At 73.4% G+C, this 15,916-nt stretch carries 13 protein-coding genes; 10 read left to right on the top strand and 3 right to left on the bottom strand.

Features of this window, described 5'->3' with window-relative positions:
• Complete coding sequence (mutM, locus tag ACWCYY_RS32735; RefSeq protein ID WP_345285509.1) at positions 1-855, top strand: bifunctional DNA-formamidopyrimidine glycosylase/DNA-(apurinic or apyrimidinic site) lyase; 855 nt, start codon at positions 1-3, stop codon at positions 853-855.
• A 22-nt stretch (positions 856-877) separates the two neighbouring features.
• Here mutM and ACWCYY_RS32730 read toward each other — a convergent pair whose 3' ends face one another.
• Positions 878-1,801 (bottom strand): DMT family protein, encoded by a 924-nt coding sequence (locus ACWCYY_RS32730; RefSeq protein ID WP_345285511.1) that lies wholly within the window; start codon positions 1,799-1,801, stop codon positions 878-880.
• 172 nt (positions 1,802-1,973) lie between these two features.
• Between ACWCYY_RS32730 and ACWCYY_RS32725 the strand changes: the two genes are divergently transcribed.
• The 7 genes from ACWCYY_RS32725 to smc all read left to right on the top strand — a co-directional run bounded on the left by ACWCYY_RS32725 (position 1,974) and on the right by smc (position 10,142).
• Complete coding sequence (locus ACWCYY_RS32725; protein WP_345285513.1) at positions 1,974-3,314, top strand: hypothetical protein; 1,341 nt, start codon at positions 1,974-1,976, stop codon at positions 3,312-3,314.
• 87 nt (positions 3,315-3,401) lie between these two features.
• Positions 3,402-3,722 (top strand): WXG100 family type VII secretion target, encoded by a 321-nt coding sequence (locus tag ACWCYY_RS32720; RefSeq protein WP_345285515.1) that lies wholly within the window; start codon positions 3,402-3,404, stop codon positions 3,720-3,722.
• Entirely contained in the window at positions 3,719-4,741 is a 1,023-nt protein-coding gene (locus ACWCYY_RS32715; protein WP_345285517.1) for a WXG100 family type VII secretion target, read from the top strand. The genes ACWCYY_RS32720 and ACWCYY_RS32715 overlap by 4 nt, the downstream gene beginning before the upstream one ends.
• The gene (locus ACWCYY_RS32710) at positions 4,738-5,331 is read left to right on the top strand and encodes a hypothetical protein (protein ID WP_449798081.1); all 594 of its coding nucleotides are present in this window, start codon (positions 4,738-4,740) and stop codon (positions 5,329-5,331) included. Before ACWCYY_RS32715 ends, ACWCYY_RS32710 begins: the two co-directional genes overlap by 4 nt.
• A 36-nt stretch (positions 5,332-5,367) precedes the next feature.
• Complete coding sequence (locus ACWCYY_RS32705) at positions 5,368-5,655, top strand: acylphosphatase (protein ID WP_345285521.1); 288 nt, start codon at positions 5,368-5,370, stop codon at positions 5,653-5,655.
• A gap of 451 nt (positions 5,656-6,106) precedes the next feature.
• Entirely contained in the window at positions 6,107-6,310 is a 204-nt protein-coding gene (locus tag ACWCYY_RS32700; RefSeq protein ID WP_345285524.1) for a hypothetical protein, read from the top strand.
• Between the two features lie 241 nt (positions 6,311-6,551).
• Positions 6,552-10,142 carry a chromosome segregation protein SMC gene (smc, locus tag ACWCYY_RS32695; protein WP_449798080.1) on the top strand — a complete coding sequence of 1,197 codons (3,591 nt, stop codon included), beginning with the start codon at positions 6,552-6,554 and terminating at the stop codon, positions 10,140-10,142.
• Here smc and ACWCYY_RS32690 read toward each other — a convergent pair.
• The gene (locus tag ACWCYY_RS32690; protein ID WP_345285526.1) at positions 10,132-11,604 is read right to left on the bottom strand and encodes a purine-cytosine permease family protein; all 1,473 of its coding nucleotides are present in this window, start codon (positions 11,602-11,604) and stop codon (positions 10,132-10,134) included. The two genes, smc and ACWCYY_RS32690, sit on opposite strands and share 11 nt — an antisense overlap.
• Before the next feature lie 93 nt (positions 11,605-11,697).
• Between ACWCYY_RS32690 and ftsY the strand changes: the two genes are divergently transcribed.
• Positions 11,698-12,885 carry a signal recognition particle-docking protein FtsY gene (gene ftsY, locus ACWCYY_RS32685; protein ID WP_345285528.1) on the top strand — a complete coding sequence of 396 codons (1,188 nt, stop codon included), beginning with the start codon at positions 11,698-11,700 and terminating at the stop codon, positions 12,883-12,885.
• Positions 12,886-13,120: 235 nt separating this feature from the next.
• Here the strand turns inward: ftsY and ACWCYY_RS32680 are convergent, their stop codons facing one another.
• Entirely contained in the window at positions 13,121-13,798 is a 678-nt protein-coding gene (locus ACWCYY_RS32680) for a bifunctional DNA primase/polymerase (RefSeq protein ID WP_345285530.1), read from the bottom strand.
• Positions 13,799-14,332: 534 nt separating this feature from the next.
• Between ACWCYY_RS32680 and nsdA the strand changes: the two genes are divergently transcribed.
• Entirely contained in the window at positions 14,333-15,787 is a 1,455-nt protein-coding gene (gene nsdA, locus ACWCYY_RS32675; protein ID WP_345285532.1) for a transcriptional repressor NsdA, read from the top strand.
• Positions 15,788-15,916 lie beyond the last annotated feature (129 nt).

Here is a 15,916-nt window from a genome sequence, read left to right as displayed (position 1 = left end):
GTGCCCGAGCTCCCCGAAGTAGAGGTGGTCCGGCGCGGTCTCGCCCGCTGGGCGGCCGGCCGCACCGTGGCCGAGGCGCAGGTGCTCCACCCGCGCGCCGTCCGCCGCCAGCCCGGCGGGGCCGACGAGTTCGCCGCCCGGCTGGCCGGGGCCACCCTGGGCGCGCCGCAGCGCCGGGGCAAGTACCTCTGGGTGCCGCTCGGCGGGGACCAGGCACTGATCGGGCACCTCGGGATGAGCGGCCAACTGCTGGTCCAGGACCCGGTGGTGCCCGACGAGACCCACCTGCGGGTGCGGCTGCGGTTCACCGACGGCGGGCGCGAGCTGCGCTTCGTCGACCAGCGGACCTTCGGCGGTCTGGCGGTCGAGGAGTCCGAGCCGGGGGATCCGGAGTCCACGCCGCTCTCCATCGCGCACATCGCCCGGGACCCGCTGGACGAGCGCTTCGACGACGGGCTGTTCGTCACCGCGCTGCGCACCAAGCGGACCACGGTGAAGCGGGCGCTGCTCGACCAGACGCTGATCAGCGGGGTCGGCAACATCTACGCGGACGAGTCGCTGTGGCGCGCCAAGCTGCACTACGAGCGGGCCACCGCCACCCTGACCCGGCCCCAGGCGCACGCGCTGCTGGACCACGCCCGGGACGTGATGGGGGCCGCGCTGGCGGTGGGCGGCACGAGCTTCGACAGCCTGTACGTCAACGTGAACGGCGAGAGCGGGTACTTCTCGCGGGAGTTGGACGCGTACGGGCGCGAGGGGGAGCCGTGCCGGCGGTGCGGGACGGCGATGCGGCGGGAGCCGTGGATGAACCGGTCGAGCTACTTCTGCCCGAAGTGCCAGCGCGCTCCGCGCTGAGGGCACGGAGCGCGCTGAACGGTCAGGCCCGCTTGGTCAGTTCGGGTTCGGCGGCCGCGTCCTCGCCCAGGTCCTGTTCGCCCTGGCCGTAGTAGGCGACGCCGACGGCGCTGACGACGGCCAGCAGGAAGCCGAAGGCGGCGAGCCAGCCGAGGCCGGCGCGGGAGGAGTCCCCGAGCCAGATGACGCCGACGGCGCCGGGGATGACGGTCTCGCCGACCACCAGGGCGGCGGTGGCGCCGTTGACCGAGCCGATCTGCAGGGCCACGGTGTGCAGGTACATCCCGCCGATGCCGCCGACCAGGATGGCGTACAGGGCCGGGTCGGAGACCAGCTTCACCAGGTCGAAGGGCTCGACGCCGTTCAAGATGCGCACGCCGACGCCGAGCGCGCCGAAGCCGAGGCCGGAGAGCAGGCCCGCCACGATCGCGCCGCCGGCGCCCATCAGGCGGACGACCACCGCACCGATCACGATCAGGGCGATGGTGACGCCGAGCAGCCACCAGTGGACGGCCATCTCCGCGTGGTGCCCGCCCTCGGGGCCGGCCGCGACGGCGAGCAGGATCAGCGCGGCGCAGAGCACGGCGATCGATGCCCACTCGGGGCGCTTCAGGCGGATGCCGAGCAGCTTGATGGAGAGCACTGCGGTGATCACCAGATTGGCGCTGATGATGGTCTGCGAGAGGAAGAGCGGGAGCAGCCGGGCGGCCAGTGCGCCGAGGCCGAAGCCGATCAGGTCGAGCACCGTGCCGAGGATGAACTCCCAGGTGACGGCGGCCTTGGCGGTGGAGGAGAGGTTGGGGCCGCCGTGCTCGGTGACCCCGGCGGAGCGGCCCTTGGCGGCGGCCTCCTCGCGGGCGGAGCGGCGTGAGCCGACCGCCTGGAGTACCGAGCCGGTGCCGTAGCAGGCGGATGCCGCGACGGCGGTGACGAGGCCCAGGATCACCGGGTGCTCCGATCGTGGATGGTGCGGACGTGCTTGATCAGTCCTAACTATGCCCCGCCCGCCGGGTGGCGGGGTCCACCGGTAGGAGGAGCGCGGTCCGGCCCGACCGGCGGGGGAGACCGGGTGCCCCGGGGTGGGCGGAATGTCCGGCCTCCGGGGGTAGGTTCGGAGCATGAGGACCTTCGCGCTCCACCGCCCGGGCCGCTCCCCGGCCGTCGCCGTGCTCGCCGCGCTGCTGGCAGCTCTCCTGCTGCTCCTCGCGGGCCCCGCCGTGGCCGCCGGGAGCATCGAGGAGGCGGGGAAGGCGCTGAAGCAGGGTCAGGTGTACGTCGACCCGGCGATGGCCGGGCGGTACTCGGCCGGGCAGGCCGCCGCGCTGGCCGCGCGGATCAAGGCCGCCGACAAGCCGGTGTTCGTCGCGGTGGTCCCGGCGGACGACCGGTTCCCGGCCAGGACGACGGCGAGCGACCTGCGGACCAGGGTCGGGGTGACGGGCGTCTACGCGATCTGGCGGGGCGAGGAGTTCAAGGCCTTCTCCGACGGGGCGGCGCTGCCGCCGGCCGCCGCCACCTCGATGTCGGGGGCGGCCTTCCGGGCCCACCCGGGCGACATCGCCGGCACCCTGGACGACTTCGTCGGGCAGGCGCTCCCCCAGACGAAGGGCAAGGGCGTGGCCTCCTCCTCCGGCGGGGTCGGGGCGGCGGCGATCGTGGTGCCGGTGGCGCTGCTGGCGCTGGGCGGCGGCGGGGTGTTCCTGCTGCTGCGCCGGTCGAAGCGGAAGAAGGCGGAGAAGGCCCGGGCCGAGCTGGCCCAGCTGCGGGTGGTGGTGGACGAGGACATCACGGCCTTCGGCGAGGAGCTGGACCGGCTGGACTTCGCCCCGGGCGCCCCGGACGCGGACGACGCCCAGCGGGCGGACTACGCGCACGCGCTGGACTGCTACGACCGGGCCAAGCGGGAGATGGACCGGGCCGGGCACCCGGAGCAGGTCCGCCCGGTGACCGAGGCGCTGGCCGACGGCCGGTTCGCGCTGGCCACCCTGACGGCCCGTCGGGAGAAGCAGCCGCTGCCGGACCGCCGTCCGCCGTGCTTCTTCGACCCCCGGCACGGCCCCTCGGTGAAGGACGCCGACTGGGCGCCGGCGGGTGCGGCCCGCCGCTCGGTGCCGGTCTGCGCGGCCGACGCGGCCCGGCTGACGGCGGGTCAGGAGCCGGCGGTGCGGACGGTGGAGACCGAGCACGGCCGCGAGCCGTACTGGAACGCCGGGCCGGCCTACAGCCCGTGGGCGGGCGGGTACTTCGGCGGCGGGATGCTGCCGGCCCTGCTGGTCGGGACGGCGCTCGGCTCGATGATGGCGACCCCGTCCACCGCCTGGGCGGACAGCGGGGCGGCCGGGTCGGGCTGGGAGGGCGGCGACTCCTCCGGAGCCGACTTCAACCCCTCCGACTTCGGCGGGTTCGACGGCGGTGGCGGCGGGGACTTCGGTGGGGGAGGGGACTTCGGGGGCTTCTGAGTCGGGTGGTGTGAAACCCCTTGCCCGCAGGGCCGCGTCTGGCTATCAGTACGATGATCAGCTAGGCAGAGAGCAAGGGGCACCACCATGGGGGATCAGGGCTTCCGGGTAGAACCGGGCGCACTCAGGCAGTACGCGGCACTCGTCGAGGCGCAGGCGGAACGGATCGCGGAGATCCAGTCCCGCCTCGCCTCGGTGTCGCTGAACTCGAACGACTTCGGCAAGCTGCCGGACGCACAGAACCTGTACGAGGCCTACCAGGAGCACGCCGAGGCCGAGCACCAGAACCTCGCCGACCTCGGCGAGATCCTGGCCGACACGGCCGGCGGCCTCCAGGACACGGCGGACAACTACGAGAGCCACGACACCGCCATCGCCTCGGCCTACGGGGACGGGAGCAGCCGGTGATCCCCGGAACGGACGTCTCCTTCGCCGAGGCCGGTGCCGCGTACAAGTGGACCCGGGACTTCGTCAGCACCCCCTTCGAGGCGCTGCCCAGCTTCACCAACCCCGTCTCCGAGGGCCTGGACGCCGGGCTGGACGAGTTCGTCAAGGGAGCCCTCGACTTCCTCGGGCTGATGGACATGCTGGAGGAGGTCACCGGCGAGCTGGAGACCCTCACCAACGCCGCCCAGGAGTGGCAGGCCCAGGCGAAGGCGATGCAGGAGGTCGCCAACGAGCTGCGCTCGGGCGGATCGGCCCTCTCCGGCCAGTGGGAGGGCGCGGCCTCCGCCGCCTTCGGCGGCCACATGGGCAAGGTGGTCGAGGCCGTCGAGGCCACCGCCGCCGACATGAACGAGACCGCCAAGATCATCAGCCAGGCCGCCGAGGCCTGCGAGCTGGCCGAGAACCTGGTGATCGGGCTGATCCGGGAGGCGATCGAGGTCCTGATCGCCACCATGGCGGCGATGATCCTGGTCGACATCATCACCCTGGGCGCCGCCACGGTGGTCAACGCGCTGGTGGTCGAGGCGGAGGTGTCGGTCTACGTCCTGCGGATCGCCTCGGTCTCCCGCAAGCTGGCCACCACACTGGGCAAGCTGATGGACGCCGTCCGGAAGATCCAGACCGCCGGGAAGTCCTTCAAGAACATCCGCGAGGGCCTCAAGGCGGCCAAGGCGGTCCGGAAGATCGGCGGCGCCGGCAACCGCTTCGGCACCGCCAGGGACCTGATCACCAACCCGAACATCGGTACCCTCGGGGAGTTCGCCACCGCCCAGGCGGTGAAGGCCGGCTTCGGCGCGGTGAAGGGCGGCATCGCCACCGGCGTCGGGCTCGGCATCGGCGCGGGCGACTTCGGCGGAGTCCTCACCGACACCGCCAAGGACGACGCCGCGATCGACGCGGCCACCGGCGCGCTGGACGGCGGCGAGCACGCGAAGCCCTACCGGGTGCCGCAGACCCGGGTCGAGGAGGCCTTCGGATGAGTCAGTACGTCGAGCCGCGTCCGCTGGGCGGCGAGTCCTTCCGCCCGCTGTTCGCGCCGCACCTCCAGCCGGGCGAGCAGATCCACGCGGTGGCCGAGCTCACCCTCAGCGACCTGATCCGCCGCGTCCCGCGCAAGTACCGGCCGGGCGCGGCGACGCGGGGAGCGGGGGCCGTCCTCGGCGCGCTGTTCGAGCCGGTGGCGGTGGTCGCGGAGCTGCTGCTGGAGGGGATCTTCGGGATCTCCCGGGTGATCCGCCGGATCACCCGCGGCGCGGGCCTGCAGGGTGGCTGGGGCAGCCAGGCCGGCCAGTTCGTGATCGCGGTGCGGCACGGCTACGAGGGCGCCGCGTCGATGGACAACAACCGCGCGGTGGTGGCCTTCACCGACCGCCGGATGCTGCTCGCCGACCACCTGGTCGGGCTCGGCCTCAAGCCGCTCGGCGAGCTGCCCTACGGCCGGGTCCGCCGGGTCGAGGACCGCACCGGCGCCGTCGCCGACCGGGTCGACCTGCACTTCGCGGACGGCTCGCTGGCCGCGCTCTCGCAGTCCTCGGACGAGGCCCGCGCCCTGGTGGCGCTGATCCGCTGACGTTCCGGTCGCTGTGCATGGCCTAGGGTCGTGGCCATGCACAGCGACGAGTCCGTCCGCTGCACCGCCTGGGTGCGCGGCAAGGTCCAGGAGGTCGGCTTCCGCTGGTGGACCAGGGCCCGGGCGCTGGAGATCGGCGGCCTCACCGGCTACACCAGCAACCTCGGCGACGGCCGGGTCCAGGTGGTCGCCCAGGGCGCGCGGCACGACTGCGAGCGCCTCCTGCACGCGCTGCGCGGCCCCGGCACGCCGGGCCGGGTGAGCGGGGTCACCGAGATATGGGGAGGCACCGCCGGGTGCTACGAGGGCTTCGAACTCCGGTGACCGCGGGCGCCGCCCGGCGGGCGGCAGGGGCGCCGGGGTGTGCACGGACGAGACCGGCGTGACACTGAGGTGACACCGTGGTGCGAATGCCGGTGTCGGGCGGTTGCCTTCTGGGCAGACTCGTGGTTGACTCCGCAGCGAGCAGTGATCCATCTGACACCACGATGGGTCGCCCGCCCGGCCGCACCGCGTGTCCACTCCCGCGTGCAGGTGACAGGGTGGCGGTAGCGTGCGGTGATCGTGTTGACCCGTACCGTCTTTGGTGAGACGCTGAAAGCCCGCGCACCAATATGCGTTCTCCCGGCAGGGTCATGTCGTCGTGAGTCCAGCTCACACGGCTCTCCCGTAGTGCCCAGCCAGCACTACCGGCCCGCGGACGGGTGCGTGACACCCCTTCCCCCAAGACCTGTACCGAAACGGTTCGGTCACTCAGCGTGGAGGACCATTCATCATGGCAAAGGCGCTTCTCGGGTACGTCGGCGGCCCCGACCCGCGAATGCTCACCGAGGTGCGACGGCTTCAGCAGCGCGTCCAGGACCTGGAGTCCGAGCTCAACCGGATGCAGGCCGAGAACGACGCACTCACCGCTGTCGTTGACGAGCACTCGCTGCTCAGCAGCATCGAGCTGGACCAGCGGGAGCCCGCGCTCACCTGATCCTGACCCGATCGCCAGAGTTCGACGCTGCTGCGCACGAGATCCCCGATGGGGTCGCAGCTACAAGAGGGACGCCGAAGACGGCGTCCCTTCGTCGTTCCCGTCACCTTTTGCCGATCACATTGCCCAGCTCCGGCGTGGTCAAACCACCGCCTGTCCGGCCCCCGTGAGGGTGGCCGGATACAGTCGGCCATCCGGGAGGTGAACACCGGACGGCCGCCGAGGTGAGGAGAACGGGCGCGTGCACCTGAAGAGTCTGACGCTGCGCGGGTTCAAGTCCTTCGCCTCCGCCACCACCCTCCGCTTCGAACCCGGCATCACCTGCGTGGTCGGCCCCAACGGCTCCGGCAAGTCCAACGTCGTGGACGCCCTCAGCTGGGTCATGGGGGAGCAGGGCGCCAAGTCGCTGCGCGGCGGAAAGATGGAGGACGTCATCTTCGCCGGCACCAGCGGCCGCCAGCCGCTCGGCCGCGCCGAGGTCAGCCTCACCATCGACAACACCGACGGCGCGCTGCCCATCGACTACTCCGAAGTCACCATCACCCGCACGATGTTCCGCAACGGCGGCAGCGAGTACGCCCTCAACGGCGAGACCTGCCGGCTGCTCGACATCCAGGAGCTGCTCTCCGACTCCGGCATCGGCCGCGAGATGCACGTCATCGTCGGGCAGGGCCAGCTGGACTCCGTACTGCACGCCGACCCGATGGGCCGCCGGGCCTTCATCGAGGAGGCCGCCGGGGTGCTCAAGCACCGCAAGCGCAAGGAGAAGGCGCTGCGCAAGCTCGACGCGATGGCCGCCAACCTCAACCGGGTACAGGACCTGGTCGCCGAACTGCGCCGCCAGCTCGGGCCGCTCGGGCGGCAGGCGAAGATCGCCCGGCGGGCGGCCGGGATCCAGGCCGAACTGCGCGACGCCCGGCTGCGCCTGCTCGCCGACGACCTGCTGACGCTCCGTCGGGCGGTGGAGGCCGAGATCGCCGACGAGCTGGCGCTGCGGCTGCGCCGCTCCACCGTGGAGCAGGAGCTGGACCGGGCCCAGCAGCGGGAGGCCGTGCTGGAGGCCCAGGTGCAGCAGCTCGGGCCCCGGCTGGAGGAGGCCCGGCAGACCTGGTACCGGCTCTCCGCGCTCGGCGAGCGGACCAGGGGCACCATCGGCCTGGCCGAGGCCCGGGTGCGGCACGCGCTCACCGCCGGACAGGGCGAGGAGCGGCGCGGGCGCGATCCGGAGGAGCTGGAGCGGGAGGCCGCCCGGGTCCGCGAGGAGGAGGCCGCGCTCGCCGAGGCGCTGGAGGAGGCGCGGTACGCGCTGGCCGAGACGGTCGAGCGCAGGGCCGAGCTGGAGCGTGAACTCGCCGCCGAGGACGTCCGGTTGAAGAGCGCCGCGCGGGCCATCGCGGACCGCAGGGAGGGCCTGGCCCGGCTCCAGGGGCAGGCGGCCGCCGCCCGTTCCAAGGCGGCCGGAGCCGAGGCCGAACTGGCCCGCCAGGCCGAGGCCAGGGACGGCGCGGTCGAGCGGGCCGAGGCCGCGCAGCAGGAGTACGCCGCCCTGGAGGCCGAGGTCGGCGGCGCGGACGGCGGGGACGAGGAGGCCGAGGCCGCGCACCGGGAGGCGAAGGAGCGGGCCGTCGCGGCGGCGGCCGCCGTCGGTGCCGCCCGGGAGGAGCTGGCCGCCGTCGAGAAGGAGCGGGCCGGGCTGACGGCGCGTCACGAGGCGCTCTCGCTGGGCCTGCGGCGCAAGGACGGCAGCGGTGCGCTGCTGGTGGACGGGGCGTTGGCCGGGGTGCTCGGGCCGGCCGCCTCGCTGCTGACCGTCGAGCCCGGGTACGAGACGGCCGTCGCCGCCGCGCTCGGGGCGGCGGCCGAGGCGGTCGCGGTCGACGGGGTGGAGACGGCGGCGGCCGCGCTGCGGCTGCTGCGGGAGCGGGACGCGGGGCGGGCGGCGCTGCTGGTCGGCGGGGCGCCCGCGGTGCGGGAGCCGGCGGCCGACGGGCTCCGGTGGGCGGCCGGGCTGGTGGACGGGCCGGCCGAGCTGCGGCCGGCGGTGGCCCGGCTGCTGGAGCGGACGGTGGTGGTGGACGGCCTGGACGAGGCCGTCCGGCTGGTGGTGCGGGAGCCGGGACTGACCGCGGTGACCCGGGACGGCGACCTGCTCGGCGCGGGCCTCGCGCAGGGCGGGGCGGCCGGCGCGCCGAGCCTGCTGGAGACCCGGGCCGCGGTGGACGAGGCGGCCGCGCGGATCGCCGAACTCGACGTGCGCTGTGAGGAGTCGGCCCGGGCACTCGCCGAGGTCACCGAACTGCGTCGCGAACTCACGGCGGAGATCGAGGAGTTGACGGCCCGTCGACGGGCGGCCGAGAAGGAGCGGGCCGCCGTCGCCGGGGCGCTCGGTCGGCTCGGCGGGCAGGCCAGGGCGGCCGCCGGGGAGGCTGAGCGGCTGGCCGCCTCCGTCACCCGGGCCGAGGAGGGCCTGGCGCAGGCGCTGGCCGCCGCCGAAGAGCTGGCCGAACGGCTCGCGGTGGCCGAGGAGTTGGCGGAGGCGGGAGAGGACGAGCCGGATCCGGCGCGCCGCGACGAGCTGGCGGCCGGCGCGGCCGAGGCCCGGCAGGGCGAGCTGGAGGCCCGGCTCTCGGTGCGCACCCACGAGGAGCGGGTGCGCGGCCTGAACGGCCGGGCCGACCAGCTGGACCGCTCGGCCCGGGCCGAGCGCGAGGCCCGCGCCCGGGCCGCCGAACGGCGCGAGCGGGCCCGCCACGAGGCCGGCGTGGCCGGCGCGGTGGCCGCCGGAGCCCGGCAGTTGCTGGCCCGGCTGGAGCTCACGCTGGCCCGGGCCGAGGCGGAGCGCGCCGAGGCCGAGCAGCAGCGCGCCGAACGGGAGGCCGAGCTGCGTGCCGGGCGGGAGCTGGGGCGCGAACTCAAGGGCGAGCTGGACAAGTTGGTGGACGCCGGGCACCGGGACGAGGTGCTGCGGGCCGAGAAGCGGCTGCGGATCGAGCAGTTGGAGGCCAAGGCGCTGGAGGAGTTCGGCATCGAGGGCGGCGAGCTGCTCGCCTCCTACGGGCCGGAGCAGCCCGTCCCGCCCGCGCTGCCGGAGGAGGGCCAGGAGCCCGGCGAGCCCCGCCCGTACGTCCGGGCCGAGCAGGAGAAGCGGCTGCGGGCCGCCGAGCGGGCGTACCAGCAGTTGGGGAAGGTGAACCCGCTGGCGCTGGAGGAGTTCGCGGCGCTGGAGGAGCGCCACCAGTTCCTCGGCGAGCAGCTGGACGACCTCAAGCGCAGCCGCAAGGACCTGATGGACATCGTCCGGGACGTGGACGCCCGGGTGGAGCAGCTGTTCACCTCGGCCTACCACGACACCGCGGCGCAGTTCGAGGGCGTGTTCTCCCGCCTCTTCCCGGGCGGGGAGGGGCGTTTGGTGCTGACCGACCCGGAGAACATGCTCACCACCGGCGTCGAGGTGGAGGCCCGGCCGCCGGGGAAGAAGGTGAAGCGGCTCTCACTGCTGTCGGGCGGGGAGCGCTCGCTCACGGCGGTGGCCCTGCTGGTCTCCATCTTCAAGGCCCGGCCCAGCCCGTTCTACGTGATGGACGAGGTGGAGGCGGCGCTGGACGAGACCAACCTGCGCCGGCTGATCGCCATCATGGAGGAGCTGCGGGAGAGCTCCCAGCTGATCGTGATCACTCATCAGAAGCTCACCATGGAGTCGGCCGACGCGCTGTACGGCGTCACCATGAAGGGCGACGGGATCTCCCAGGTGATCAGCCAACGGCTGCGCGAGGAGCACCGCGAGCGGAGGACGCGCGCGGTGCCCCGGCAGGAGCCGTCGGTCAGCGGGTGAGCAGCTCGCTCCGTTCGCCGCTCTCCGGCTCGGTCTCCACGGCGGTGGTGCGGGCCTGCGGGAGCAGGGCGTAGACCGCCGCGCCGACCAGGATGGTGACCACCCAGGCCAGGCCGTTGGTGCCGATCCAGCTGCTCGACCAGGGGCCGGCGAACCAGACGTCGTCCGCGCTGAGGGCCGCCCGGGTGAACATCAGGCCGGTGCCGATCGCCAGCAGCCAGGCGGTGAGCGCCTGCCAGCAGAAGCCGCCCCTGAACCAGTAGGCGGAGCGCTCGGAGGTGTCGAGCAGGGCGGCGGCGTCGTAGCGGGTCCGGCCCTGGCGGTGACGGCGCACCATGTCGACGCCGTAGACGCCGATCCAGGCCGAGAAGGAGACGGCCAGGATGGTCAGGAAGGTGATGAAGGAGCCGTAGAAGCTCTTCGCCACCAGCATCAGCAGCAGACCGCCGACCAGGCTGATCACCGCGTTGATGGAGACCGCCCAGGCGCGCGGCAGCCGCACGCCCATGGTCTGGGCGGTGAAGCCGGCCGAGTACATCGAGAGGCTGTTGATCAGCACCATGCCGATCAGCGCGATCAGCAGGTACGGCACGGCCAGCCAGGTCGGCAGCAGCTCGCCGATGAAGGCCACCGGGTCAGAGGCGGAGGCCAGGTCCGGGGTGCCGACCGCCATCACCGCGCCCATCAGCACCATCGGGACCACCACGATCCCGGCGCCGCCGACCGCGGTGCCCACGATGCCCCTGCTGCTCGCCCCGCGCGGCAGGTAGCGGGCGAAGTCGGCGCCGGACGGGGCCCAGCTGAGACCGCCGGCCGCGATGGTGCCGATGCCGGCGACCACCATCGCGGTGGTGCCGGCCGGGCGGGCGAAGACCTCGGACCACTCGACGGTGGCGACCAGGTAGCCGAGCACCAGGACCGAGAAGATCCCGAACAGGTAGGCCGACCAGCGGTTGCACCAGAGCAGCGCGTTCCGGCCGAGGCCGGAGACCAGGAAGGTGGTGCCCACGAAGAGGAGGAGGGTGACGACGACGAGGGGTGTGCTGCTCCGGATCCCGAAGAGCAGGTCGAGGACGGAGAGCAGCGCGTAGGCGCCGGTGACGGCGTTCACCGTCTCCCAGCCGAACCGGGCCACCCAGGTCACCGCGCCCGGCACCAGGTTCCCCCGGACGCCGAAGACCGCCCGGGAGAGCGTCATGGCGGGGGAGCCGCCCCACTTCCCGGAGACGGTCAGCAGGCCGACGATCCCGTACGCGAGGACGGCGGCCGAGACGGCGACCAGCAGGACCTGCCAGAGGTTCAGGCCGTTGAAGACGATCAGGCCGGCGCCCATGGTGAGCAGCAGCACGCTGATGTTGGCGGCGAACCAGGTGTGGAACAGCTCGCGGACGCGGCCCTGGCGCTCGTGGTCGGGCACCGGTTCGATGCCGCGGGTCTCCACGGCCTGGTGGTTCTCGGTCATGGGACACAAAGGTATGTTCTGCCCGGCTCATGGCATAAGAGGCGTATGTCCTCGTTCACCGGGGCGGGGGCGTCGCGGATACTGGGTGACGCCATGGAATATCTGATTCTTGCCGTAGTCATCGCGGTCGTCGCCGTCGGCGCCGTCGCGGGCCTCGTCGTCAGCGGCAGACGACGTAAGCAGCTGCCTCCCCAGGCCGAGGCACCCGTCATCACGCCCCCGCGCGAGCCGCAGGTCGGCGAGGAGTCCGCCGCATCGGCGCCGGAGCCGGTCCGCACGGTCGAGGAGGTGACGCTCCCCGAGGAGATCGAGGCCCCCGACGAGGCCCTGACCGCCCCCGAGCTGGAGGTCCCCGAACCGACCGCGGGCCGCCTGGTCCGCCTGCGCGGCCGGCTCTCCCGCTCGCAGAACTCGCTCGGCAAGGGCCTGCTCACCCTGCTCTCCCGGGACCGCCTCGACGAGGACACCTGGGAGGAGATCGAGGAGACCCTGCTCACCGCCGACGTCGGCGTGAAGCCCACCCAGGAACTGGTCGACAACCTCCGCACCCGGGTCAAGGTGCTCGGCACCCGCAGCCCCGAGCAGCTGCGCGGCCTGCTCCGCGAGGAGCTGGTCGCCCTGATCGGGGCCGACACCGACCGTCAGCTGAAGACCGCCAAGCACGAGGACGGCCGGCCGGCCGTCGTGCTGGTCGTCGGCGTCAACGGCGTCGGCAAGACCACCACCTCCGGCAAGCTCGGCCGGGTGCTGGTCGCGGACGGGCGCAAGGTCGTGCTCGGCGCGGCCGACACCTTCCGGGCCGCCGCCGCGGACCAGCTGCAGACCTGGGGCGAGCGGGTCGGCGCGGCCACCGTCCGCGGGCCCGAGGGCGGGGACCCGGCGTCCGTCGCCTTCGACGCGGTCAAGGAGGGCATCGCGGAGGGCGCGGACACCGTGCTCATCGACACCGCGGGCCGGCTGCACACCAAGACCGGGCTGATGGACGAGCTCGGCAAGGTCAAGCGGGTCGTGGAGAAGCACGGGCCGGTGGACGAGGTCCTGCTGGTGCTGGACGCCACCACCGGGCAGAACGGGCTGGTCCAGGCGCGGGTGTTCGCCGAGGTGGTGGACATCACGGGCATCGTGCTCACCAAGCTGGACGGCACCGCGAAGGGCGGCATCGTCATCTCGGTGCAGCGGGAACTCGGCGTGCCGGTCAAGCTGATCGGGCTCGGCGAGGGCGCGGACGACCTCGCCCCGTTCGAGCCGGGCGCCTTCGTGGACGCGCTGATCGGCGACTGACGCGGGTTCTTCCGCGGCAGTGCTCACACCAGGGGCGCGGGGAACTGCGCGCAGGGGAACGGCAGCACGTGCAACCGGCTGATGGAGCCTCAGTTGCAGGTGAGTGGCCTTCCGCCGCGCGCAGTTCCTCGCGCCCCTGGGCGTGTGCCCTGCCGGACGGGGGGCTGGAGGTGCGCGCCCGCGCGGCGGAGCCGCAGAGCGGCAGAGTCTCGCGCCCCCGGTGTGACCACCTGCGCTACGCGGTGACCGGGGTGCGTTCGCGGGTGCGGTGGCAGGCGTAGGCGATGGTGCCGAGGAGGAGGCGGGCTTCCGGGGGGCAGGCGGCGGAGTCGCGGGAGGGGCGGCGGAGCCAGCGGGCCGGGCCGAGGGGGCCGAGGACGGTGGGCGGGGCGGCGACGTAGGAGCCCTCGCCGTGGCAGGCCAGGTCGAGGGTGGTGTCGTCCCAGCCCATCCGGTAGAGCAGGTCGGGGAGGCGCTGGGCGGCACCGGGGGCGACGAAGAAGAGCAGCCGTCCGGTCGGCAGGCCGAGCACGGGGCCGACCTGGGTGCCCATCCGCTCCAGCCGGACCAGGGCCTGGAGACCGGGCTGCGCGGGGACGTCGAGGACGTCGAAGGAGCGGCCGGCGGGCAGCAGCAGTGCGGCGGGGGAGGACGAGCCGTCCCGGAGCGCGTCCAGCCCGGCGGTGCCGGTGCCGGAGGCCGGGTCGACGGCGGGGCCGAGCCCGAGGTGCAGGCCGGGCGCGGCGCAGTGGACGGTGCCGCAGTCGCAGCGGCCGTCGGCCGGGGTGGCGGAGCCGGTGGAGACCGCCACCGCCCAGCCCCAGCGCCCGGTGTACTCAGCGGCGGCCTCGTACGCGGTGCCGCGGGTCCGGCGGCGGGTGCCGAAGCGGAGTTCGCCGAAGAGGGTTTCCATGCCTCCCCCAACAGGTTCGGAATGCCGGTGGTTACGGGGCGCGTCGCCGGACGGACCTCCGGACGGACCTCCGGACGGGCCGCCGGGCGTGACGCCGTGACGGTCGGCCGGCCGTGCCGGTGCGTCGATTGTGCGACGTGAAGCGGGTCGTGCGTCGGCGGCGCGCAGCAGGCGGAGTGCTCCGATTCGTGGGTGCCGGGCGAGCAGGCCGCTTGCGCCCCCGCTGCGGATGCCGGATCGTCGGAGCTGCACGGGACTCCCCTTCCTGGTCCGGCGGCTGCCGGGTCGTCAAGATCCCTGGCGGCACGGTGAGTTGGGCGGGCATGGTGCCGGCTACCAGTGAAGCGCCCCGGGCCGTCGCGTAGTTCACTCCTAGGGGTGGCGAATGGTGGCGATTATCCGGGCGCGCTCCCCGGGGCGGGACTTGTCGCGTTACGTTCAGCACACGGAACGCATCGGGCCGCTCACGCTGGGCGGGGGAGTGCGAAGACGATCGGGGGCCCCGAGGGGCCGGGCGGGATGGGGCGCTTACCCATGGCAGAGAAGCAACCGAACGAGAAGCTGACCTCCTGGTTCGGCCGCAGCGGCTGGTCCAAGGGGGAGTTGGCGCGGCAGGTCAACCGCCGGGCCCGGCAGATCGGCGCCCACCACGTCTCCACCGACACCTCCCGGGTGCGCCGCTGGCTGGACGGCGAGCAGCCCCGCGAGCCGATCCCGAAGATCATGTCGCAGCTCTTCTCGGAGCGCTTCGGCTCGGTGGTCTCCATCGAGGACCTCGGCCTGCGCACCGCCGTTCCGGTCTCCACCGTGGACAGCGGGGTCGACCTGCCCTGGAGCGCGCCGCAGACGGTCCAGCTGATCAGCGAGTACTCCCGCAGCGACCTGATGCTCAACCGCCGTGGCTTCCTCGGCACTTCGCTCGCCCTGACGGCCGGCACCGCCCTGATCGAGCCGATGCAGCGCTGGCTCGCCCCCAACCCGGCGGGCGCCCCCACCCCGATCCTGGCCGCCGCCAACGGCGGGGAGCAGTTCACCGGCCGCCTCTCCGAGCCGGAGCTCCAACTGCTGGAGCAGACGACGGTGATGTTCCGTCAGTGGGACGCGCAGAACGGCGGCGGCCTGCGCCGCAAGGCGGTGGTCGGCCAACTCCACGAGGTCACCGACCTGCTCCAGGAGACCTACCCCGAGCAGACCACCAAGCGGCTGTTCCGGCTCACCGCCGAACTCGCCCACCTGGCGGGCTGGATGTCGTACGACGTCGGCATGCACCCCAGCGCGCAGAAGTACTACGTGCTGGCCCTGCACGCGGCCAAGGAGGCGGGGGACCGGCCGTTCGGCGCGCAGATCCTCACCGACATGAGCCGCCAGATGATCCACCTCAACCGGGGCGAGGACGCCCTGGAGCTGATCCACCTCGCGCAGTACGGCAGCCGGGACACCGCCAGCCCGCGCCAGCAGTCGCTGCTGTTCGCCATGGAGGCCCGGGCCTACGCCACCATCGGCGAGGTGAACCGCTGCGCCCGTGCCGTGCGGATGGCCGAGGACACCTTCAGCGACACCCGGTTCGACGACAACTCGCCGGGCTGGCTGAAGTTCTTCACCGAGGCCGAGCTCAACGGCGAGAACTCGCACTCCTACCGCGACCTGGCGTACCACGCCAACCGCAGCCCGCTCTACGCCTCGATGGCCGAGCCGGTGATGCAGCGCGCGGTGGACCTGTTCCGGCAGGACAAGGACCACGTGCGCAGCTACGCCTTCAACCTGATCGGCATGGCCAGCGTGCACCTGCTGCAGAACGAGCCCCGGCAGGCCGTCGCGGTGGCGGAGGAGGCGGTGGCCATCGCCACCAAGGTCCGCTCCGAGCGGCTGAACACCCGCATCCGCAAGACCACCGCCAACGCACTGCAGAACTACGGCGACCTGGACGCCGTCGCCCAGCTCTCCGACCGGGTGGTGGAGAACATCCCGGAGTTCGTCCAGAGCACCTGAGGCCCGGCGGCGGCCGGGACGTCCGTGGTTTGCGGTCCCGGGATGCCGGTGGCCTGCGGGCCTCACGGTCGGGGGTCGCCCGTCCGCAGCAGTCGTTCACCTCCTCGTAACGCCGCCGTGGCGCTCGTC

The sequence above is a fragment of the Kitasatospora sp. NPDC001664 genome, assembly GCF_053596675.1.
The sequence above is the reverse complement of the archived record's forward strand: the minus strand, read 5'-3'. Positions and strand labels throughout refer to the sequence as shown.